Origin of the sequence: Rhizobium sp. Nf11,1 (assembly GCF_050587665.1) — a bacterium.
Taxonomy (GTDB): Bacteria; Pseudomonadota; Alphaproteobacteria; order Rhizobiales; family Rhizobiaceae; genus Rhizobium.
Map to the genome: position 1 here is coordinate 97,688 of NZ_JBOBHU010000015.1, position 20,797 is coordinate 118,484.

Annotated in this window: 18 protein-coding genes and 1 pseudogene; 11 read left to right on the forward strand and 8 right to left on the reverse strand. The window is 60.0% G+C overall.

Going from position 1 to position 20,797, the window contains the following annotated elements:
* Positions 1-77 precede the first annotated feature (77 nt).
* Together ACQ7C1_RS21615 and ACQ7C1_RS21620 are read right to left on the reverse strand one after the other, a co-directional pair.
* Positions 78-1,112 (reverse strand): aspartate-semialdehyde dehydrogenase, encoded by a 1,035-nt coding sequence (locus tag ACQ7C1_RS21615; RefSeq protein ID WP_020922622.1) that lies wholly within the window; start codon positions 1,110-1,112, stop codon positions 78-80.
* A gap of 110 nt (positions 1,113-1,222) precedes the next feature.
* Positions 1,223-1,432, reverse strand: a pseudogene (locus ACQ7C1_RS21620) (hypothetical protein); the annotation flags it as partial.
* A gap of 90 nt (positions 1,433-1,522) precedes the next feature.
* On the opposite strand from ACQ7C1_RS21620, the gene ACQ7C1_RS21625 reads away from it, so the two are divergent.
* From ACQ7C1_RS21625 to ACQ7C1_RS21645, 5 genes are all read left to right on the forward strand, one after another.
* Complete coding sequence (locus tag ACQ7C1_RS21625; protein WP_430959726.1) at positions 1,523-3,277, forward strand: alkaline phosphatase; 1,755 nt, start codon at positions 1,523-1,525, stop codon at positions 3,275-3,277.
* 198 nt (positions 3,278-3,475) lie between these two features.
* Positions 3,476-3,937, forward strand: coding sequence for a hypothetical protein (locus ACQ7C1_RS21630; RefSeq protein ID WP_430959727.1), 462 nt, complete (start codon positions 3,476-3,478; stop codon positions 3,935-3,937).
* 6 nt (positions 3,938-3,943) lie between these two features.
* Positions 3,944-4,636, forward strand: a complete 693-nt coding sequence (locus ACQ7C1_RS21635) for an ABC transporter ATP-binding protein (RefSeq protein ID WP_430959728.1) — start codon at positions 3,944-3,946, stop codon at positions 4,634-4,636.
* Positions 4,633-5,904: an FtsX-like permease family protein gene (locus tag ACQ7C1_RS21640; RefSeq protein ID WP_430959729.1), complete on the forward strand. Its 1,272-nt coding sequence runs from the start codon at positions 4,633-4,635 to the stop codon at positions 5,902-5,904. Before ACQ7C1_RS21635 ends, ACQ7C1_RS21640 begins: the two co-directional genes overlap by 4 nt.
* A 249-nt stretch (positions 5,905-6,153) precedes the next feature.
* Positions 6,154-8,040 (forward strand): MFS transporter, encoded by a 1,887-nt coding sequence (locus ACQ7C1_RS21645; RefSeq protein ID WP_430959730.1) that lies wholly within the window; start codon positions 6,154-6,156, stop codon positions 8,038-8,040.
* A 39-nt stretch (positions 8,041-8,079) separates the two neighbouring features.
* Here the strand turns inward: ACQ7C1_RS21645 and lpxE are convergent, their stop codons facing one another.
* Both lpxE and leuB read right to left on the reverse strand, forming a co-directional pair.
* Complete coding sequence (gene lpxE / locus ACQ7C1_RS21650; protein ID WP_430959731.1) at positions 8,080-8,832, reverse strand: lipid A 1-phosphatase LpxE; 753 nt, start codon at positions 8,830-8,832, stop codon at positions 8,080-8,082.
* Between the two features lie 175 nt (positions 8,833-9,007).
* A complete protein-coding gene (gene leuB, locus ACQ7C1_RS21655; protein ID WP_430959732.1) occupies positions 9,008-10,120 on the reverse strand; it encodes a 3-isopropylmalate dehydrogenase in 1,113 nt (370 codons plus the stop codon).
* A 245-nt stretch (positions 10,121-10,365) separates the two neighbouring features.
* On the opposite strand from leuB, the gene ACQ7C1_RS21660 reads away from it, so the two are divergent.
* The gene (locus ACQ7C1_RS21660) at positions 10,366-11,298 is read left to right on the forward strand and encodes a pyridoxal-phosphate dependent enzyme (protein ID WP_430959733.1); all 933 of its coding nucleotides are present in this window, start codon (positions 10,366-10,368) and stop codon (positions 11,296-11,298) included.
* Positions 11,299-11,569: 271 nt separating this feature from the next.
* Here the strand turns inward: ACQ7C1_RS21660 and leuD are convergent, their stop codons facing one another.
* From leuD to ACQ7C1_RS21675, 3 genes are all read right to left on the reverse strand, one after another.
* Positions 11,570-12,178: a 3-isopropylmalate dehydratase small subunit gene (leuD, locus tag ACQ7C1_RS21665; RefSeq protein WP_085779875.1), complete on the reverse strand. Its 609-nt coding sequence runs from the start codon at positions 12,176-12,178 to the stop codon at positions 11,570-11,572.
* 133 nt (positions 12,179-12,311) lie between these two features.
* On the reverse strand, positions 12,312-12,731 hold the full coding sequence (locus tag ACQ7C1_RS21670; RefSeq protein ID WP_430959734.1) for a VOC family protein: 420 nt from the start codon (positions 12,729-12,731) through the stop codon (positions 12,312-12,314).
* Positions 12,732-12,839: 108 nt separating this feature from the next.
* The gene (locus ACQ7C1_RS21675) at positions 12,840-13,073 is read right to left on the reverse strand and encodes a hypothetical protein (protein ID WP_085779873.1); all 234 of its coding nucleotides are present in this window, start codon (positions 13,071-13,073) and stop codon (positions 12,840-12,842) included.
* Positions 13,074-13,186: 113 nt separating this feature from the next.
* Between ACQ7C1_RS21675 and ACQ7C1_RS21680 the strand changes: the two genes are divergently transcribed.
* Both ACQ7C1_RS21680 and ACQ7C1_RS21685 read left to right on the forward strand, forming a co-directional pair.
* The gene (locus tag ACQ7C1_RS21680) at positions 13,187-14,092 is read left to right on the forward strand and encodes an HpcH/HpaI aldolase/citrate lyase family protein (protein WP_430959735.1); all 906 of its coding nucleotides are present in this window, start codon (positions 13,187-13,189) and stop codon (positions 14,090-14,092) included.
* Positions 14,092-14,298 (forward strand): DUF1737 domain-containing protein, encoded by a 207-nt coding sequence (locus ACQ7C1_RS21685; protein WP_009996762.1) that lies wholly within the window; start codon positions 14,092-14,094, stop codon positions 14,296-14,298. The genes ACQ7C1_RS21680 and ACQ7C1_RS21685 overlap by 1 nt, the downstream gene beginning before the upstream one ends.
* A 23-nt stretch (positions 14,299-14,321) precedes the next feature.
* Here the strand turns inward: ACQ7C1_RS21685 and ACQ7C1_RS21690 are convergent, their stop codons facing one another.
* Positions 14,322-14,759: a metallopeptidase family protein gene (locus tag ACQ7C1_RS21690; RefSeq protein ID WP_085779871.1), complete on the reverse strand. Its 438-nt coding sequence runs from the start codon at positions 14,757-14,759 to the stop codon at positions 14,322-14,324.
* Positions 14,760-14,920: 161 nt separating this feature from the next.
* On the opposite strand from ACQ7C1_RS21690, the gene ACQ7C1_RS21695 reads away from it, so the two are divergent.
* From ACQ7C1_RS21695 to ACQ7C1_RS21705, 3 genes are read left to right on the forward strand one after another with little or no spacing between them, the layout of a single operon-like run.
* The gene (locus tag ACQ7C1_RS21695; RefSeq protein ID WP_430959736.1) at positions 14,921-15,841 is read left to right on the forward strand and encodes an ImuA family protein; all 921 of its coding nucleotides are present in this window, start codon (positions 14,921-14,923) and stop codon (positions 15,839-15,841) included.
* The gene (locus ACQ7C1_RS21700; protein ID WP_430959749.1) at positions 15,792-17,300 is read left to right on the forward strand and encodes a Y-family DNA polymerase; all 1,509 of its coding nucleotides are present in this window, start codon (positions 15,792-15,794) and stop codon (positions 17,298-17,300) included. Before ACQ7C1_RS21695 ends, ACQ7C1_RS21700 begins: the two co-directional genes overlap by 50 nt.
* Positions 17,297-20,752 carry an error-prone DNA polymerase gene (locus ACQ7C1_RS21705; protein ID WP_430959737.1) on the forward strand — a complete coding sequence of 1,152 codons (3,456 nt, stop codon included), beginning with the start codon at positions 17,297-17,299 and terminating at the stop codon, positions 20,750-20,752. The genes ACQ7C1_RS21700 and ACQ7C1_RS21705 overlap by 4 nt, the downstream gene beginning before the upstream one ends.
* The last annotated feature ends 45 nt before the right edge of the window (positions 20,753-20,797 follow it).

The window sequence follows — 20,797 nt, forward strand, 5'->3', positions numbered from 1 at the left end:
TTATACAGTCGTATTTGCCCCGGAAAAAGCCCCGCTCAACGAGCAGGGCTTTAACATTTTATGGTTTACAAATGGTATCAGGCTGCCTGCTTGCGCGGCTTGACCAGGCCGCGATTGACGAGCAGCTCGGCGATCTGGATGGCGTTCAGCGCCGCGCCCTTGCGCAGGTTGTCGGAGACCACCCACATATTGAGGCCGTTTTCAACCGTCGCGTCCTCGCGGATGCGTGAGATATAGGTTGCATCTTCGCCGGCGGATTCATAAGGCGTTATGTAGCCGCCGTTCTCGCGCTTGTCGATGACGAGGCAGCCTGGGGCATCGCGCAGGATATCGCGGGCCTGGTCGGCGGTGATCTCGTTCTCGAATTCAATGTTGACCGATTCCGAATGGCCGATGAAGACGGGCACACGCACTGCCGTGCAGGTCACCTTAATCTTCGGATCGAGCATCTTCTTCGTCTCGGCCAGCACCTTCCATTCTTCCTTGGTGTAGCCGTCTTCCATGAAGCTATCGATGTGGGGAATGACGTTGAAGGCGATGCGCTTGGTGAACTTTTTGTTCTCGATCGGATCGGCAACGAAGACGGCACGCGTCTGATTGAAGAGCTCGTCCATGCCGTCCTTGCCGGCGCCGGAGACCGACTGATAAGTGGAGACGACGACGCGCTTGATCTTGGCGAAGTCGTGCAGCGGCTTCAGCGCCACCACCAGCTGCGCGGTCGAGCAGTTCGGATTGGCAATGATGTTGCGCTTGGTGAACTGCGTGACGGCGTCCGGGTTCACTTCCGGCACGATCAGCGGCACGTCGGCGTCATAGCGCCAGGCCGAGGAATTGTCGATGACCACGCAACCCTGCTGGCCGATCTTGGGAGAGAACTTTTTGGAGACCTCGCCGCCGGCCGACATCAGGCAGATGTCGGTATCGGAGAAATCGTAATTCTCCAGATTGGAAACCTTCAGCGTCCGGTCGCCGTAGGACACTTCGGTGCCCTGCGAACGCGCCGAGGCGAGCGCCACGACCTCATCGGCGGGGAAGCCGCGTTCGGAGAGGATGTTGAGCATCTCCCGGCCGACATTTCCGGTCGCTCCCGCAACTGCTACTTTGAAACCCATTTCTCAAGCTCTCTTTCTCTTCTCTCCTCTGTCCGGTGAGGGGAAAGGCGCGAATAATCGCGTCTTCCTGTCCCCAGCCGAGCCGGGGAGAGAGCGGCAGGCCAGAGACGTCAGACGGTTTTCGTCGTCGTTTTGGCCTTGGTTTTGGAAGAAACCGGAACGGCAATATCCACCCCGGCAACCCGTGCCCGGTCATTGCATGCGGCAATGGCGTGTTCGTCGCGAACCATGGAGATTCCTTTTCCGCTGTTGCTCTTAGAAGGTTTTCCACAGGAGTCAAGGTTTTTGCGCTCGGAGGCGGAAGGCGAAAGCGGCGGCCGTCATGGTGCGACGTTTTGTCATGCCGCTGTCATCCTCGGGAGGTATCCCGGCCCGGTTGTCAATGTCTGCAACGAAAACGGGGGTTTTCCATGCGTACGCTTCTTGCCGCCTTTGCGGCCACCACCATCCTCGCGGGCGCCGCCCAGGCGACGACAGTCTATCCGCTCGATCGCGCCACGATCCTTGCCGGTTCGCCATTCGATTTCAAGGTCGAGCTCAACAAGCAGGTCAAGCCGGAAGATGTGAAGATCACGGTCAACGGCCAGGATTACAAGACGGTTCTCGGGGGCGAAGCGCAGTTCATCGAGCTGGAAAAAGGCAAGGAAGACAAGGCCCTCGGTTCCGCTCTTCTGCTCCGCGGCCTGAAGATCTCCGCACCCGGCGCCTACAAGATCGAGGTCTCCGCCGGCGATGAGACGAAGTCGGTCACCTGGGACGTTTATGAAACAGCCGCTCAGCCGAAGGCCAAGAACATCATCTTCCTGCTCGGCGACGGCCTTTCCGTTGCGCATCGCACCGCCGCCCGCATCATGTCCAAGGGCATGACCGAGGGCAAAGCGAACGGCCGCCTGAACATGGACGATCTCGATCATATGGCCTTCATCGGTACGTCAGCGACGAATGCCGTCGCCACGGATTCGGCCAACACCATGTCGGCCTTCATGACGGGGCACAAGACGGCCGTCAACGCGCTCGGCGTCTATGCGGATCGGACGCCGGCTCCGCTCGACGACCCGCGCGTCGAAACCTTTGGCGAGGCTGTTCGCCGCACGACGAAGAAGTCGATCGGCATTGTCGCGACCTCCGAAATCGAGGATGCGACGCCAGCTGCGGTCGTTTCCCATACCCGCAGCCGCAGCGAAAAGGCCGACATCGTCGGCATGCTGCTCGAAGTGAAGCCGGAAGTCATCCTTGGCGGCGGCTCGGCCTATTTCCTCGGCAAGGAAGTCGCCGGTTCCAAGCGCAAGGACAATCAGGATTACATCAAGCTGTTCCAGGACGCCGGCTACAAGCTCGCAACCGACAAGAACGAGCTCGCCGCCAATGCATCGGCTGACGGCAAGCTGCTCGGCCTCTTCCATACCGGCAATATGGACGTGACGCTCGATCGCGAGTTCCTGAAGAAGGGCACCGTCGACAAGTTCCCGAACCAGCCGGGTCTCGTCGAGATGACCAAGGTTGCGCTCGACCGCCTCTCGAAGAATGCTGACGGCTTCTTCCTGATGGTCGAAGGCTCCTCGATCGACAAGATGTCCCATCCGCTGGATTGGGATCGTGCGGTTATCGACACTATCGAATTCGACAAGGCGATCGGCGTTGCCCGCGAATTCCAGAAGGCCCATCCGGACACTCTGATCGTCGTCACCGGCGACCACACGCATGGCGTATCGATCATCGGCACAGTCGACGACGAGAAGCCCGGCACGGAGATGCGCGAAAAGGTCGGCACCTACGCCGAAGCCGGCTTCCCGAACTACAAGGATGAAAATGGCGACGGTTATCCCGACCAGGTCGACGTCAGCCGCCGCCTGTTCCTCAGTGCCAACAACGGCCCCGATCATTATGAGACCTTCCGTCCGAAGCTCGATGGTCCTTTCGTTCCGGCCGTCCAGAACGAGAAGAAGGAATATGTCGCCAACGAACAGTATAAGGATGTTCCCGGCGCCGTCTTCGTACAGGGCAATCTTCCGAAGAGCAGCGAGAGCGGCGTTCACGCCGTCGACGATGTCGTGCTGCAGTCGGCCGGTCCTGGTGCCGAAGGCTTCCATGGTTACATGGAACAGAGCGACGTCTACCGCGTGCTCGCCGACACCTTCGCTCTCGGCGCCAAGCAGACGAATTGATCGAAAGCCGATCTTGCAGGGCCGCTTGCCGGCCTTGCCTCTTTTGTCGATCATGGTCCCGGCCGAATACAGCGCCGCGCGTCTTTCAGACGCGCAAAAGGACGCTGTAACACTTTGAAGCTGGCATCGTGCTTTCCGAAAATCGTTTCGACTTTTGGGCCGATGCCAGGGGCCGGGATCTACTTCTTGGAGGTCGCCATGGACATATTCTCTTCGCTGCATCTCAGCCGCCGCCGGCTGATCGGCGCTGCCATTGCGTTTCCCTTTGCTGCTTGTGCTGCGCGCGCGGCCGGCGCTTCGCTTTCGTTCGACGAGCTCTATGGCAAGTTCGGCGTGCTCGGCCTCGAATTCTCCGACAAGGTGAAGCGCCTTGCCGGCCAGGAAATCAGCATGAAAGGTTTCATGGCGCCGCCACTGAAGGCAGAGGCGCAGTTCTTCGTACTCACCGAAGTGCCGATGTCGCTCTGCCCCTTCTGCTCTTCGGATGCGGACTGGCCCGACAATATCGTCGTGGTTTATCTCTCGGAAAAGCAGACCTTCGTGCAGCCGCGCCAGACGATCGAAGTGCGCGGCACGCTGGAATACGGCTCCTGGACCGATCCGGCAACCGGCTTCGTCAGCCTATTGCGGATCCGCCAAGCCGAATATTTTGCTGTTTAAACCGACATGCTCGCACTCGATATCGAAAACCTTGATGTCACCTTTCCGGGCCTCAGCTCGCCGGCGCTGGAAATCGGCCGCCTGTCGATCGAGGCCGGCAGCAGGGTCGCCATCACGGGAGCATCAGGCTCCGGCAAGAGCACCTTCGTCAATGTCGTCACCGGCCTTGAGCGGACGCGGCAGGGCCAGATCCGCTGGAACGGTGAGGATATCGCCGCTTTTTCGGAAAGCCGGCGAGACCGGTTCCGCGCCGTCAATATCGGCCTGGTCATGCAGGAATTCCACCTTTTCCCCGGCCTGTCGGCACTCGAAAACGTGCTTCTGCCTGCCCGGCTTGCCGGTGCCGCGACGGCCGCCGTCGTCGAGCGGGCGCATGTGCTTTTGAACACGGTCAACCTGTCCCGGCCCGGCCAGAAGATCGAGACCATGTCGCGCGGCGAGATGCAGCGCGTGGCGATCGCCCGCGCGCTGTTGCGCAAGCCCGGTGTCATCATTGCCGATGAGCCGACCGCGAGCCTTGACGCCGAAAGCGGTGAGGCTGTCGGCGATCTCCTCCTCGATCTTGCCAATGCCGAAGGCAGCACGCTGATCGTCGTTTCACATGACCAGCGGCTCGCCGGCCGTCTCGACCGGCGTATCACGCTCAGTTCCGGCCGGATCAGCGAGGATTCCATTGCCGCGGCGGGGGAGGCTGCATGATCCGCTTCATTTGTGCCGATCTTCGCCGCCTGTGGGCGGGATCGCTGGTTGTCGTGCTCCTGGTGGCGCTTGCGACCGCGCTCGGCGTCTCCGTGGTGCTGCAGGAGCGGGCGCTTCGCCTCGGCAGCGCGCGCGCCGCCGATAAGTTCGACCTGGTCATCGGCGCCGGCGGCAGCGAGACACAGCTCGTGCTCTCCTCCGTCTTCCTGCAGCCATCGCCCCTGCCGCTGATTCCGGGCGAGGTGCTGGCAAAACTTGCCGCCGACCCCCGGGTCGACTGGACGGCGCCGATCGGCTTCGGCGATTCCTTCTCCGGCTACCCGATCGTCGGCACGACAACAAGGATGTTGGACAAGCTGTCCGGCGATCTTGCCGAAGGCAAGGCTTTCACCCACGAAGGAGAGGCAGTGATCGGCTCCGCGGTCAGGCTTTCGCTCGGCGATGAAATCAAGCCGATGCACGGTTCGGCGAAAGAAGGGGGTGAGACCCACACCGAACTCGCCTATCATGTCGTCGGTCGCCTGCGGCCGACGGATACTGCCTGGGACCGGGCGATTCTCGTTCCTATTCAGGCGGTCTGGCACATTCACGGGCTGAAGGCGGAGGAGCATGCGGGAGACGCCGAAGAGGACGGACACGATCACGATCATGCCGGCGCCGATCATGATGCGCACGATCATCATGGGAAGCTCGATCCGGAAGCCGTGCTGAAGGAGACCTGGGCCGCAGATGCTCCAGGCCTTCCGGCCATCCTCGTCAAGCCGAAAACGATCGCCGATGCCTATAAGCTTCGACGGGATTATCGCAATGGCAATACCATCGCCGTCTTCCCCGGCGAGGTGCTGACAAATCTTTACGCAACGCTGGGCGACGCCAAGCAGATCCTTGTTGTGGTCGCTTCCGGCGCACAGGCTCTTGTCGCGGCCTCACTGGTGCTGGTCACGGTCATTCATATCGGCCAGCGCCGCCGCCAGATCGGCGCGCTCAGAGCCTTTGGCGCCCCGCGCGGCGCTATCTTCGGCATCGTCTTCCTGGAATTCTTCTTCCTGGTGGCAGTCGGCATAGCACTTGGGTTTGCACTCGGTTTCGCCGCGGCGCTGGCCTTGTCCGGCATGCTCTCGCAGACCAGTGGCATCGCCATGCCGGTTGGCTTCGCCCGGGAAGATGCCGAGCTTATGGGAGTGTTGCTTGCCTTTGCCGGTATTCTCGCCGCATTGCCGGCGGTGCTTGCCTATCGGCAATCGCCGGCGCAGGCGCTGAGGGCTTGACAGGTCCCCTTTCGCAAACCGGCTGAAACCGCCCCGCCGGCAAATGTCATCGCAGGGCAGGAAGGGCTGAGCAACGCTCCGATGCGAGTGATGGGACGCGGCCTCGTTAGACTAAAGTCATAATCCCAAAGCATCTCTCTTTGCGGCCTGTCTTTTCTGGCACACTCTCGTCAGGCGTGTCGCGGCCCGGGGTATGCTTTGAGGAGAGTAGGCCGCGCCCGTTGCTCATCACTCTGTGGAGGACAGACAATGGCAAATGTCACAAGCATCGACGGCGCGAAGGCCGGTCCGATGACGGGCGAGGAGAAGAAGGTCATCTTCGCCTCTTCGCTCGGCACCGTTTTCGAATGGTATGATTTCTATCTTTACGGTTCGCTCGCCACCTATATCGGTGCGACCTACTTTACCCAATATCCCGAGGCGACGCGCAATATCTTTACGCTGCTCGCCTTTGCCGCCGGCTTCCTGGTGCGTCCGTTCGGCGCTCTGGTTTTCGGCCGACTCGGTGATCTCGTCGGCCGCAAATACACCTTCCTGGTGACGATCCTGATCATGGGCATGTCGACCTTCCTCGTCGGTATTCTGCCGGGTGCGGCCAGCATCGGCATCGCAGCCCCGATCATCCTGATCGGTCTTCGCCTGCTCCAGGGTCTGGCGCTCGGCGGTGAATATGGTGGTGCTGCGACCTATGTCGCCGAACATGCGCCGAACGGACGACGCGGCTACTTCACCTCATGGATCCAGACAACGGCGACGCTCGGCCTGTTCCTATCGCTGATCGTCATCATCCTGGTCCAGTCGCTGATGGGTCCGGTTCAATTCGCAGCCTGGGGCTGGCGCATTCCGTTCCTGGTCTCGGTCGTGCTGCTCGGCATTTCCGTCTGGATCCGTCTGAAGATGAACGAATCGCCTGCGTTTCAGCGCATGAAGGCAGAGGGCAAGGGCTCCAAAGCGCCGCTGACCGAAGCCTTCGGGCAATGGAAGAATGCCAAGATCGCGCTCATCGCCCTTCTCGGCGCCACCATGGGCCAGGCAGTCGTCTGGTACGGTGGCCAGTTCTATGCGCTGTTCTTCCTGCAGAACGTGCTGAAGGTCGATCTGTTTTCGGCCAATGTCATGGTCGCTATTGCGCTCTTCCTCGGCACGCCATTCTTCGTCATCTTCGGCGGTCTTTCCGACAAGGTCGGCCGCAAGCCGATCATCATGGCAGGCCTCCTACTTGCAGCAGTGACCTATCAGCCGCTGTTCAAGGCAATGACCTGGATGGCGAATCCCGCGCTTGCCGAAGCGCAGGCGTCGATCCGCGCAACGGTCACGGCCGATCCGTCGGATTGCAAATTCCAGTTCAACCCGACAGGTACGTCGAAATTCACCAGCTCATGCGACGTGGCGACAGCATTCCTGACGAAGAACTCGGTGCCATATGACGTCGTGCCGGGTCCCGCCGGACAACCGGCGACGGTGAAGGTCGGTAACAGCACGATTACCAGCTTCGACGTCGTTGCCGCCGGCGACAAGGCGAAGGGCATGACCGCCGCCTTTGAAAAAGGCGTCAACATTGCGCTCCATGATGCCGGCTATCCGCTGAAGCGGGCCGCCGCCAAGGTGCCGGATAGCAAGCTCGATGCCTTTATCGCCGCTAATCCGGAACTGGCGCTCACTGCCGATGCGGTGCGCGCCGGCGACAAGGAAACCATGGCGGCAGCCAAGCTGGTCGAAGGCAAGCTGCTGACGGCCGACGAGGCCAATGGCGTCACTGACATGGCAGTCTACAACATCGCCAATGGCGGCGCCTTCGCCATGGTCGCCGATCCCGCCCGCGTCAACTGGGTCGGCACGATCGCCATCCTCTTCGTCCTCGTCATCTATGTGACGATGGTCTATGGCCCGATCGCGGCCCTTCTGGTCGAGCTCTTCCCGACCCGCATCCGCTACACCGGCATGTCGCTGCCCTATCATATCGGTAACGGCTGGTTCGGCGGCCTGCTGCCGGCGACGGCCTTCGCGATGAGCGCTGCCGCGGGTGATATCTATTACGGTCTCTGGTACCCGATCGTCTTTGCAGCGATCACGCTGGTGATCGGTCTGATCTTCCTGCCCGAAACGAAGAACAGGGATATCCACGCCATGGATTGAGGCGCTTCGCGCTTAGCATGCAGGCGAAAAGCCCGGCGCTCACAAGGCGCCGGGCTTTTCCATGTCCGGAAACAAGCGTTTGGCGAGAGGCCAGCCATCCGGCGCCAGCTTGAAGAGCAGGCCGCAGCGGGCATAGACAATGGCCGTCAGCAGCGAGAACCAGCCGCCGAATGCAAGGCCGGCGATGACGTCGCTTGGATAATGGGCGCCTACCATGACCCGCGTCATGGCAAGCCAGATGGCGCAGGCGATAAAGGCAACACGGTAGCGCGGAAACAGCAACGCGAAAGCGGCAAAGAAGGCGCCGACCGTGGTGGAATGGCCGGAGGGAAAACTTTCGAAAGCGGCATGACCCGAAAAGGGCGTGAAGGAGAACATCCCGTAATCATGAAAGTGATCGGGGCGCGCCCTTCCAATCGCCCGTTTCAACAGATTGGCGAGAAGCCCAGAGCAAACAACCGTGGTGAAGAGATAGGCGCCGATCCAGCTGACATAGAGCGCCTGCGCCTTGGAGCGCGCCGATTTCAGGAGCTTGTATCCCGCCCTGCCCTGGAAGAACAGAAGGATGCTGGTGTAGATCAGCCAGGCGGAATCGCCGAAGCCCGTCAGCAGCTCGCCGAGGTGCTTTACAGCTGCAGGAGGCTCGCTGGCGCCGATCGGCGCGTCGAAGAGCAGCATGGAAAGGATGACGGCATTGATCGTGATGAAGAGGCAGGCCTGCCAGCGCAACGGCGGCATGGTAGCGCCGCTCCGGCGCCAGCGCCTGTCCAGGGAAGCCCAAAATGCCCGCATCCTGTCGTCCGTTCGATTTTGCCGGATTAAAATTCGGCGCAAAAATACACGAGATTGTGGCTGAGAATAGTCCGTTTCGGATATTTCGACCCACCCCGCTCAGGCGTCCCTGCTTTCATGGAAAAGCCCTCCGCATCCGTGATGCGAAGGGCTGAACTGTTTCACGTGAAATATATCAGGCGGAAAGCGCCTTGAACTCCGCGAGGATCGCGTCGCCCATCTCGACGGTGCCAACCTGCTTTGCGCCATCGGCCATGATGTCGCCGGTGCGGATGCCCTTGTCGAGCACGTTGGCGATCGCCTTTTCCAGGTCATCGGCTTCCTTGACCATATTGAAGGAATAACGCAGGCACATGGCGAAGGAGGCGATCATGGCAATCGGGTTGGCAATACCCTTGCCGGCGATGTCGGGGGCCGAGCCGTGGACCGGTTCATAAAGCGCCTTGCGCTTGCCGGTCTTACCATCCGGCGCGCCGAGCGAGGCCGAGGGCAGCATGCCGAGGGAACCGGTCAGCATGGCGGCGACATCGGAAAGCATGTCGCCGAAGAGATTGTCGGTGACGATGACGTCGAACTGCTTGGGCTGACGCACGAGCTGCATGCCGCCGGCATCGGCCAGCATATGTTCGAGCTGGACGTCGGAATATTTCGCCTTATGCGTTTCGGTCACCACCTGGTTCCAGAGCACGCCCGACTTCATGACGTTGCGCTTTTCCATGGAGCAGACGCGGTTCTGCCTTGTGCGGGCCATTTCGAAGGCGACGCCGGCGATGCGCTCGATCTCGTAGGTATCGTAGACCTGCGTGTCGATGCCACGCTTCTGGCCGTTGCCGAGGTCGATGATCTCCTTCGGTTCGCCGAAATAGACGCCGCCCGTCAGCTCGCGGATGATCAGGATGTCGAGGCCTTCGACCAGTTCCGGCTTCAGCGACGAGGCCGAGGCAAGCGCCGGATAGCAGATGGCGGGACGCAGGTTGGCGAAGAGCTGCAGGTCCTTGCGCAGGCGGAGCAGGCCTGCTTCCGGGCGCACTTCGTAAGGTACGCTATCCCATTTGGGACCACCGACCGCGCCGAAGAGAACGGCGTCGGCGGCAAGCGCCTTCTGCATGTCGGCTTCCGAGATCGCCGCGCCATGGGCATCGTAAGCGCAACCGCCGACAAGGCCTTCGTCGGTTACGAAACCGGCATTCATCGCCTCGTTCATATAGGCGATAATCTTGCGAACCTCGCCCATCGCCTCGGGACCGATGCCGTCACCCGGCAGCAGGAAAAGATTGCGCGCAGTCATGAAACCCTCCTGGAAAAACAAGTTGCGGCTTCTTAGACCCCGGAAATAGGCATTTCAAGCGAGAGAAGGGTTGAATCGGTACGCTTCAATCTCTGCGTCGGCCCGATTTTTCGGCCGATTCAGAGATTGAAAGCATAACAGCGTCCCTTGCCCGTCTGAAAGCGCGGGCCTATAGGTCAGGAAGGTTGCTCCTGTGCCGGCAAACGGATTAGAACCGTCGTCTCACTTATTTCTTGGATGTTTGCATGGCTTCAGCACCCCTCCATCTCGACACGCCCCTGGTTCGGACATCCCCCGGCTATAGCGCCAGCGGCAAACCGCTCTGGCTGAAGCTCGATGCGCTGCAGCCTTCCGGCAGCTTCAAGCTGCGCGGCGTCGGCCGGCTGTGCCAGCAGGAGGTGAAAGATGGTGCGCGCGAGATCTTCTGCGCCTCCGGCGGCAATGCCGGCATTGCCGCGGCCTATGCCGGCCGGGCGCTCGGCGTGCCGGTTACGATCGTCGTGCCGGAGACGACGGCGGCCGATGTTCGGCAGTCGATTGCCGCAATCGGCGCGAGTGTCCTCGTCCACGGAGGCGTTTTCGACGAAGCCAATGCCCACGCGGTCGAACTCGCCCGCAGCCGCAAGGCGACCTATGTGCACCCTTTTGACCATCCGCTTCTGTGGGATGGTCATGCCACGCTGATCGATGAGGTGGTTGCGAAGGGTGCGACATTCGATTGCGTCGTCACCAGCGTCGGCGGCGGCGGGCTGCTGGCCGGCATTGTCGAAGGGCTGAAGCGGAACGGCCTTTCCGGTGTCCCCGTCATCGCTGTTGAAACCGAAGGGGCGGCGTCACTTCACGCAAGCCTCAAGGCAAACGAGCGCGTTACCCTTCCCGCCATCACCTCGATTGCCACGTCGCTCGGTGCACGGCAGGTGGCGCAGCATGTCTTCGATCTACCGAAGCAGCATCCGATCGAAAGCGTTGTCGTCAGCGATAGCGATGCCGTTGCCGCCTGCCTGAAATTTGCCGATGCGCATCGCATCCTCGTGGAGCCGGCCTGCGGTGCCGCCCTTGCCATTGCCGATGTGCATGCCGGGCTGCTTCAGCGCTTTGACAATCCACTGATGGAAGTCTGCGGTGGCATCGGCGTGTCGCTCGAAAAGCTGAGGCTCTGGAAGAAGAAGTTTCTCTGATCGAGATCAAAGAAATGCCGAGCTAGGTTCGGTTCGTGCCCCGATAGCTGCCCCTCACCCTAACCCTCTCCCCGTAAAACGGGGCGAGGGGACGCGGCAAACGCAGCGTTGAGGCTGAGGAAGACGGTGCGGCATACCTTCGCCCCGCTTGCGGGGAGAAGGTGGCGGCAGCCGCATGAGGGGCAGGTGCCCCGATCGTCTGAATTAAGGATTATGTTGGGCAGGCCAAGCCGGGCGAAGGCCCGGCTCGATCGGCAAGTAATTGAATAGCTTAAGCCGCCCAGGGATGCGACGCGGCGTTCTTCTTTTCGAATTCGTCAATCGCCTTGCCCTTTTCCAGGGTCAGGCCGATATCGTCGAGGCCGTTCAGCAGGCAATGGCGCTTGAACTCGTCGAGATCGAACTTGATGGAGCCGCCATCGGGGCCGGTGATCTCGAGGTTTTCAAGATCGATCGTCAGGATAGCGTTCGAGCCGCGCGAGGCGTCGTCCATCAGCTTGTCGAGATCTTCCTGGCTGACCTTGATCGGCAGGATGCCGTTCTTGAAGCAATTGTTGTAGAAAATATCGGCGAAGCTGGTGGAGATCACGCAGCGGATGCCGAAATCGAGCAGCGCCCAGGGAGCGTGTTCGCGCGAGGAACCGCAGCCGAAATTGTCACCGGCGACAAGGATCTTGGCATCGCGATAGGCCGGCTTGTTCAGCACGAAATCGGGATTTTCGGAGCCGTCTTCATTGTAGCGGGCTTCGGCGAAAAGGCCCTTGCCGAGGCCGGTGCGCTTGATGGTCTTCAGATAGTCCTTCGGAATGATCATGTCGGTGTCGATGTTGACGACCGGCAGGGGCGCTGCAACGCCCGTGAGCTTCACGAATTTATCCATGACCCATGCTCCATTTCAGCAAATGTACTTTCCTGAATGTGCATCTAGTCCAGTTTTTCGCCGAATTGAAGGAGAATCTTTCTAAAATGGCGGCCACGCGGCGTTTCGCGTGGCCCGCCGTTGCGCGTGTCCGCTACTTGGTCGGAGCGTTCAAGCCCCAGAGGACGCCGAACGGATCGCGAAGCTGGCCGTAGCGATCGCCCCAGAACATCAGTTCGACCGGCATGACGATTTCGGCGCCGGCGGCCACGGCACGATCCCACCAGAAATCGATATCGTCGATAACAAGCTGGATGGCAAAACCTTCATGGCCTTTGAAGGGATGGCCGTATTCGGGATAGGCATCCGCCAGCATGAGGGAGCTGCCATTGATATAGAGATGAATATGCATCGTCCGGCCGCTTTCATCGACCGGTACCCTGTGGGCCTCTTCGGCGCCGAAGGCCTTCTTGTAGAATTCCGCGGCCTTCACCGCACCATCGACGGTCAGGTAGGGCAGCAGGCCATTCTTCACCGGCGGCAGCTTGGCCGGTTTGTCTTCCATCGTATCCATGCTCGTCCTCCATCGTTTTTGAGCGCCGGCTGAATGCCCGGCTGCTTCAAAGACGTATCACGGAAGCATGATCCGACAGTGGCGGCCAATATTTTTGAAAGCAGGATCTCAGAGATCGATGATCGTGCCGCGGCCGTCGTTCCAGACGCGCATCTCCGGCTTGCCGTTGTTTGCCTTGGCGCGCACCGGAGCGGGCTTCATCTTCATCGAAAGCGCGCGTCCGACCATGAACACGGTCAGGATGCCGCCGACGGCAAGCGTCACCGAGAAGGTGAGAAGCAGCATGGCGACAAAGAAGGTGGCGCCGGCCAGCATGAAGAAGATGGAGCGAATGTTCTGCATGGGTTTGAAACCTTTCTACAGAAAGGAATGTGGTCCTTCCTTTTCCTCTCTGCAAGGCAAGCATGGCTTTTTGTTGTCTTGCCGGGCTTTGCGAAGCTTGGCACTAATGGCTGATGAAGCAAACCACACCTCTGCGTTCCTCAAGTCTGCGCCGCTCGGTGCTGAGTGTGCCGGCCATCAACCTGCGGGCGCTCGAAAAGAGCCGTTCCCTTGATTGTGATGCGGTTATTTTCGACCTGGAGGACTCCGTCGCGCCCGAGAGCAAGGGCCAAGCGCGGGAAAATCTGCATGCTTTTTTTGGCGGACAGCCGCTCGAGGGCAAGGAAAGGATCATTCGTATCAATTCTTTGTCATCCGGATTCGGGGCGGCGGATCTCGAGCTGGTCAAGGCGCTTTTGCCCGACGCCGTTCTCCTGCCGAAAGTGGATGGACCCCAGGATGTCATCGATATTGGCGATCTGCTGGCAGATGCGCAGGTGCCAGAGGAGCTGCGCATCTGGGCAATGATCGAAACGCCGCGCGGCGTGCTGAACGTCGGGGCGATCGCCGAAACCGGCCGCATGCCGGGGGCGCGGCTCGATTGCCTCGTCGTCGGCCTCAACGACCTGCGCAAGGAAACCGGCGTCCTGCCGCAGCCGGGGCGAAGCTTTCTCGTGCCGTGGCTAATGCAGGTCGTTCTCGCGGTCAAGGCTTATGGGCTTGATGCGCTCGACAGCGTTTTCAACGATTTCCGGGATGGCGAAGGTTTCGACGTCGAATGCGGGCAGGGTCGCGCTATGGGTTTTTCCGGCAAGATGCTGATCCATCCCGCGCAGATTGCGGCCGCCAACCGGCATTTCGGTCCGAGCGCGGAAGAGATTGCCGAAGCGCAGGCAATCATATCAGCCTTTGCCGATCCGGCCGCCCAAGACCTCAACGTCATCAATGCGAACGGCCGGATGATCGAGCGGCTGCATCTTGTCCAGGCCGAAGCTCTGGTTCATAAAGCCCGTCTGATTTCTGCAAGAAAGCCCGCCTGATGAAACTCTACCGCTTCCTGACCGGTCCCGACGACGCTTCCTTCTGCCACAAGGTCACCGCCGCCCTCAACAAGGGCTGGTCGCTGGAGGGTTCGCCGACCTATGCCTTCAATGCCGCAACCGGCGCGATGCAATGCGGCCAGGCCGTCGTCAAGACTGTCGAAGGCAAGGATTACGATCCGGAGATGAAGCTCTCCGAGCAATAGCGCGTTCTGCCGAACGCACGGTTTCAGCGCTCGGCGGCTTCCTCGGCGCTGGCCTCGATCCGCTCCATATCCTCATCGCTCAGCCCGAAATGGTGGCCGATCTCGTGGATCAGGACGTGAGTGATGATATCGCCGAGCGTCTCGTCGTTCTCGGCCCAATAGTCGAGGATGGGGCGACGGTAGAGGCGAATGCGGTTCGGCATTTCGCCGGTTTCCACGGTGAAACGCTCCGAAATTCCCCTGCCTTCGAAAAGGCCAAGCAGGTCGAAAGGCGTTTCCAGCGCCATATCCTCGAAAACGTCGTCATCGGGGAAATCCTCAATCTCGATGGTGAGATTGGTCGTCAGCTGGCGGAATTCATCCGGTAGATGGCTGTAAGCCTCCATGGCCAGCGACTCGAAGGTGCTGATCGTCGGCGCATGGCGGTCCTGCCAATCATCGCTCTGGTCTACGCGGGCCATGAATATTCCTTCCTTTGCGGGCCCATATAGAACCTTTGCCGCCGATTTTCGAGTGCGGAATCAAAGGCAGGAATAAATTCATAAAAAATGATTGTTGACTCTTCTTCAGCTCTCTGGAATCCATAAGAACATAACAGGAACAAGACGACGGAGTAAACGCCATGGCGCAGAACGCCCTGGCGCGCGAGCGGCTTTTTGCGCTCCGCGAAACCATCGCCAAGCTAGAAGGAAAGCCTGCGCCGGCGCTTGCGGCAGCGGAGCGAGAAGCCATAGCTTCGGAAAAGACCGGAGAGATTCAGGAACGGAACGACCTCGGGCTTCGCCTGCCAATTGGCCTGCCGCTCGACGCGATCATTGAATTTCGCGCTGCAAGTTCCCGCGATGCTGGGGCGGCAAGCGGCCTGGCTATGGCTGTTGTGACGTGGATGCAGAAACAAGAGGAAGATGCCGGGAGGTTTCTGCCGCTGCTCTGGATCGGCGATGCGGTTGGCGCGCTGGAAGCAGGCCGGCCTTATGCCCCGGGGCTTAAGGATTTCGGATTGAAGCCGGAGCGATTTTTCCATGCCGCGCCGCGCAAGCTGGAGGATGCGCTCTGGCTTGCGGAAGCTGCCGTTGAAAGCGCAGCCTTCTCTGCCGTCGTCATGGAGGTGCGTGGCAATCCTCTGCATTTCGGTCTGACCGAAAGCCGTCGGCTTAGCCTCAGGGCGCGTGCCGCCCGCCGTCCGCTTTTCCTCATCCGTCAAGCCGGCGCGGAGGAAGCGAGCAGTGCTGCTTTGCGCCTTCGGGTCGAGCCGGCGCCGTCGAATCTGCGGCCGTTACCGGACGGATCGAAGCTAGCCGGCAGCATCGGTAACCCGATTTTCCGTCTCACGCTGGAGAAGAGCCGACATCCGGCTCCATTCTCCTTCCTTCTGGAGTGGAGCCCCCATGAACGCGAATTTCTTGCCGTCGACAAACCAAGCTTCACTCGGTCTCCAGGCGAAAAATCAGCGCATTCTGGCGCTCAGCTTCCCGCATCTGGCCACAGATCGCATCGCACGCAAGCGCTGGGGGCTTTCCTGGCGTTCGAAAGGGCGTCCTGAAGAACCGCCGCTCGTCTGTTGCGGCAAGCTCAACAACGCCATGCGTTTGACGGCGCTGGACGAATTCGCCGAGAGGTTGGGATTGCGGAAGGATCAAGGCGTTGCCGAAGCGCGCGCCATGTATCCGGCGCTCGATGTCATGGAAGAAGATCCTGCGGCCGACCGCCGGCTTCTGGAAGCCATTGCCGACTGGTGCGACCGTTATACGCCGATGGTGGCGTTCGATGGCAGGGATGGGCTGCTTCTCGACATTACCGGTTGCGCTCACCTCTTCGGCGGGGAAAGAGCTCTTCTCAAGGATATTCTGTCGCGGCTCTTCCATATGGGGCTCGATGCACGAGGTGCGGTCTCATCGACGCCGGGCCTTTCCTGGGCTGTCTCCCGTTTCGGAAACGGCGGCATCGTGGAAGACGAGGAGACGGAACATGTTTTGATGCCGCTGCCTGTCGCGGCCTTGCGCCTGGAAGAACAGATCGTCGAGGCTTTGAAAAAGCTCGGGCTCAAATATGTCGGCGATGTCATTCATGCGCCGCGGGCGCCGCTCACCCGCCGTTTTGGCCAGGCGCTGCTTCTGCGGCTCGACCAGGCGCTGGGCCGCGAGGAGGAGCCGATCTCGCCCCGGCGTCCCGTGGCCAGTCTTTCGTCCGAACGTCGTCTGATCGAGCCGATCGGAACGGAAGAACAGATCCTTGCCGTCACCGGGCAGATTGCCGTGTCGCTGAAGCCGTCGCTGGAAGCGCGCGGTGCCGGCGGGCGGGTGTTCGAGCTAGTGCTGTTTCGTGTCGACGGCAGGGTTTTCCGCATTTCCGTCGGTGCTTCGCGGCCGCTTCGCGAGCCGAAGCTCGTTGCAGGGTTATTTTCCGAACGGCTGCATGCGATTTATGACGATATCGATGCCGGCTATGGTTTCGAGATCCTGCGCCTGAATGTGCTGCGGCATGACCCGTTCAACGACACGCAGGGCGATTTTGAAGGTGACCGGCAGGATGAAATCTCTCTTTCAACCTTCGTCGACCGCGTTTCGGCCCGTCTTGGCCGGGATTGCCTGCAAAGTTTCCAACTTCGGGAAAGCCATGTGCCGGAGCGGGCCGTGATCGCGGTACCGGCAATGGAGAGCCTACCGGCATTGCAGAAAGTGAAGCAGGACAGCGCGCTTCCTTTTCGTGAGGAGCGCCCTCTGCGGCTCTTTGCAAACCCGGAGCCCGTTGAGGTCGCATTTGCTGAAGTGCCGGAGGGTCCACCGCAGACTTTCCGCTGGCGGCGGACACAACATCAGGTAGCAAGAAGTGAAGGACCGGAACGGGTCGCCATGGAATGGTGGATCGATGGGGATGATGCGCAGACGCGCGATTATTTCAGAATAGAGGATGAGTCTGGACACCGCTTCTGGATCTATCGTCAGGGTCTTTATGGTGAAAAACCCGATCCACGCTGGTTCATGCATGGGGTCTTTGCATGAGGGCCGAGCCTGCATTCTTCGAAATCGGCACGAGAACGAACTTCTCGTTCCTCGAAGGTGCCTCCAGCCCGGAGGAGATGGTCGTGCAGGCCGCTCACCTCGGACTCGGCGGTCTCGGCATTGCGGACCGCAATTCGGTTGCCGGCGTCGTCAGGGCACATGCGCAGGCCGAGCAGCTTGAGGAGAGATATAAAAACAGAGATGCGATTTTAGCTCAGGCAGCAAAGGAAGGGAAAAGAGAAGAGATTCTCGATCCTATCCGGATTCAGCCGGGCGCCCGACTCGTCTTTTCCGATGAAACGCCTGATATTCTTGCCTATCCCCGCAATCGGCAGGGCTGGGCGAATCTCTGTCGTCTCCTCAGCGCGGGCAATCTGAAAGAAGAGGCAGTCAAGGGCGCCTGCATTCTGACAGAAGCAGAGCTCATGGAATGGGGCGACGAGATGATGCTCGCGCTCGTTCCGGACCGGAGCCTTATCAGCGATCCTGCCCGCCAGCCGGTGCTTGAAGACTATCTGGAGCGGTTTCGCAAACGGTTCCGCAAGGGATTTTTCATGGCGTTGTCGCCAGCCTATGACGGGCGGGACCGGCAGGCCTTTGCGGTGTTTTCGATGCTGGCCGCCCGAAACCGTGTGCCCTTGATTGCAACCAATCAGCCGCTCTACCATCACCCCGATCGCCGGTCGCTTTCTGATATCGTGATCGCGATCCGGGAACATGTGCAGATCTCGGAAGCCGGATTCCTTCTGGCGCCCAATGCCGAGCGCTTTCTCAAGGATGCACGTGAAGTATCCAGGATTTTCCGAGACTATCCTCACGCGGTCGAGAATACGCAGGTGTTTTTCGCAGGGCTGAGCTTTTCCCTGAATGAGTTGAAACATAATTATCCCGCGGAAAACGATCCCGGCGAAACCCCGCAGCAAACTCTGAAAAGGCTGACGTGGGCAGGAGCGGCAAAACGTTATCCGGATGGTATTCCCGAGAAAGTGGCGCAGCAGATCGAGTATGAGCTGAAACTCATCGGCGACAAGAATTATGCCTCCTACTTTCTGACGGTTCACAAGATCATCCAGCACGCTCGTTTTCAGATTGGTGTGCTCTGCCAGGGGAGGGGGTCGGCAGCGAATTCGGTCATTTGCTTTTGTCTTGAGATTACCGAAGTCGATCCTCAAAAGAGCACGCTCCTCTTCGATCGCTTTATTTCGATGGACCGGGACGAGCCGCCTGATATCGATGTCGATTTCGAGCATGACAGGCGTGAAGATGTCATCCAGCATATTTATGGAAGGTATGGCGTCGCGCATGCCGGGCTGACGGCAGCCGTCACCAGCTATCGCACTCGTTCGGCAGGCCGCGAAGTCGCCAAGGCCTTTGGCCTGTCGGAGGATGTTCAGTCGGCCATCAGCAGTCTCGTCTGGGGCTGGTCGGAAGACAATCTCTCGGAGCGGGATGCGAAGGCGGCTGGCCTCGACATCAAAAATCCAGTGACGCGGAATGTGCTGAAATATGCATCGGAACTCCTCGGTTTTCCGCGTCACCTCACACAGCATGTCGGTGGCTTCGTCATCACGCGGGACCGGCTCGACGAAGTGGTGCCGATCATGAAGACGGCGATGCCGGATCGATACATGATCGAGTGGGACAAGGACGATCTCGACAATGTCAAGATTCTCAAGGTGGATGTTCTGGCGCTCGGCATGCTCACCTGCCTGCGGAAAGCTTTCTCGCTGCTTGAACTGCATTATGAGATCAAGAAGACGCTCGCCGATCTCGGCAATAGGGAGCATGGAGAAGAAGGCGAGCCGGTCTATGACATGATGGGCCGCGCCGATACGGTCGGGGTTTTCCAGATCGAAAGCCGGGCGCAGATGAGCATGCTGCCGCGTCTGAAGCCCAGGCGCTTTTATGATCTTGTCATCGAGGTGGCGATCGTCCGGCCGGGACCGATCCAGGGCGACATGGTCCATCCCTATCTGAAAAGACGGGAACAGATGAAAAGGAATATTCCGATCGAATATCCGAGTGAGGAGCTGAAGACGGTTCTTGAAAGAACTCTTGGTGTGCCTTTGTTCCAGGAGCAAGCCATGCAGATTGCAATCACTGCGGCAGGCTTTGCGCCAGCGGAGGCGGACCGGCTTCGACGCGCCATGGCAACGTTTAAAAGAACCGGCACGATCGGCAATTTCGAGACGCGTTTCATCGAGGGGATGACGACAAACAAGTGTTACACCAAAGAATTTGCGCAGCAATGTTTCAATCAGATCAAGGGTTTCGGTGAGTATGGATTCCCCGAAAGCCACGCCGCCTCCTTCGCGCTGCTGGTTTATGCCTCCTCGTGGATCAAAGCCTATTATCCCGATGTCTTCTGTGCGGCGCTGCTGAATTCACAGCCGATGGGATTCTACGCGCCGGCCCAACTGGTACGGGATGCACGAGAGCATGGCGTGAAAATCCTGCCGGTCGATATCAACCAGTCGGACTGGGATTGTACCCTGGAAGAGGCCGCCTTCGATCATACGGCCATTGATTTCCGGCACCGTGAAATGCGGGAAATCATCAGGACACGACATGCGGTACGGCTCGGCCTGCGGCAGATCAAGGGTCTTTCGTCCACCGATATGCAGTTGCTCGTCGACAATCGTGGAGGAGGTTACGCGTCGGTGCGTGATCTCTGGCTGCGTTCCGGGCTGCAGAAATCCGTCATCGAGCGACTGGCGGATGCGGACGCCTTTCAATCCATCGGACTATCGCGTCGCGAGGCGCTTTGGGCGGTACGGGCTCTCGATGTGAAGAGCGCAACGGAGGAACTGCCGCTTTTCGGGCAAGTGCGCCATATCGATCTGCAGCCCGAACCTCAGGCAAAGCTGCCGGATATGCTGCCGGGAGAGCAGGTGATCGAAGATTATCGCTACCTGTCGCTGTCGCTGAAGGCGCACCCCGTATCTTTCCTGCGCGACGATTTGCGCAATGCTCGCGTAACACGCAATGTCGACTTGCTGCGCGTCGCGAACGGGCAGCGGGTGACGATTGCCGGCCTGGTGCTGGTGCGGCAGCGACCGGGATCGGCCAGCGGCGTGATCTTCATGACACTGGAAGATGAAACCGGCGTTGCCAATGCGATTGTCTGGCCGAAAATTTTCGAAAAATACCGGTCGGTCGTCATGGGTGCGCGGTTGGTGAAGATCTTCGGAAAACTGCAAAGCCAGAGTGGCGTGATTCATACCGTCGTCGAGCATATCGAGGACATGACGCCTGCCCTTGGTATCCTGCAGCGCGAGGCCCGCCGTTTCGGCGCTTGCGAACGCTCGGACGAGGTATTGCGGCCCGGCGGCGACCAGCGGCAGCTTGGCGATGCGCGCAAGAGGATGGGGCGAGAGACGGCTGCCGCAAGCCGGCATACGGATGTGGCGGAAACCGCCGATGTCATGCCGCGCGGCCGGAATTTTCATTGAACGCGTCGCGCTGCCCTGACTTATCTCCACGTCTTTTGTCGTGCA

Coding starts and splice junctions, on each gene's coding strand:
- ACQ7C1_RS21685 (WP_009996762.1), top strand. CDS start 14,092: ATGAAACTCTACCGCTTCCTGACCGGTCCCGACGACGCTTCCTTCTGC.
- ACQ7C1_RS21675 (WP_085779873.1), bottom strand. CDS start 13,073: ATGCAGAACATTCGCTCCATCTTCTTCATGCTGGCCGGCGCCACCTTC.
- ACQ7C1_RS21615 (WP_020922622.1), bottom strand. CDS start 1,112: ATGGGTTTCAAAGTAGCAGTTGCGGGAGCGACCGGAAATGTCGGCCGG.
- ACQ7C1_RS21690 (WP_085779871.1), bottom strand. CDS start 14,759: ATGGCCCGCGTAGACCAGAGCGATGATTGGCAGGACCGCCATGCGCCG.
- ACQ7C1_RS21660 (WP_430959733.1), top strand. CDS start 10,366: ATGGCTTCAGCACCCCTCCATCTCGACACGCCCCTGGTTCGGACATCC.
- lpxE (WP_430959731.1), bottom strand. CDS start 8,832: ATGCGGGCATTTTGGGCTTCCCTGGACAGGCGCTGGCGCCGGAGCGGC.
- ACQ7C1_RS21705 (WP_430959737.1), top strand. CDS start 17,297: ATGAGGGCCGAGCCTGCATTCTTCGAAATCGGCACGAGAACGAACTTC.
- ACQ7C1_RS21640 (WP_430959729.1), top strand. CDS start 4,633: ATGATCCGCTTCATTTGTGCCGATCTTCGCCGCCTGTGGGCGGGATCG.
- ACQ7C1_RS21695 (WP_430959736.1), top strand. CDS start 14,921: ATGGCGCAGAACGCCCTGGCGCGCGAGCGGCTTTTTGCGCTCCGCGAA.
- ACQ7C1_RS21645 (WP_430959730.1), top strand. CDS start 6,154: ATGGCAAATGTCACAAGCATCGACGGCGCGAAGGCCGGTCCGATGACG.
- ACQ7C1_RS21680 (WP_430959735.1), top strand. CDS start 13,187: ATGAAGCAAACCACACCTCTGCGTTCCTCAAGTCTGCGCCGCTCGGTG.
- leuB (WP_430959732.1), bottom strand. CDS start 10,120: ATGACTGCGCGCAATCTTTTCCTGCTGCCGGGTGACGGCATCGGTCCC.
- ACQ7C1_RS21625 (WP_430959726.1), top strand. CDS start 1,523: ATGCGTACGCTTCTTGCCGCCTTTGCGGCCACCACCATCCTCGCGGGC.
- ACQ7C1_RS21630 (WP_430959727.1), top strand. CDS start 3,476: ATGGACATATTCTCTTCGCTGCATCTCAGCCGCCGCCGGCTGATCGGC.
- ACQ7C1_RS21670 (WP_430959734.1), bottom strand. CDS start 12,731: ATGGATACGATGGAAGACAAACCGGCCAAGCTGCCGCCGGTGAAGAAT.
- ACQ7C1_RS21635 (WP_430959728.1), top strand. CDS start 3,944: ATGCTCGCACTCGATATCGAAAACCTTGATGTCACCTTTCCGGGCCTC.
- leuD (WP_085779875.1), bottom strand. CDS start 12,178: ATGGATAAATTCGTGAAGCTCACGGGCGTTGCAGCGCCCCTGCCGGTC.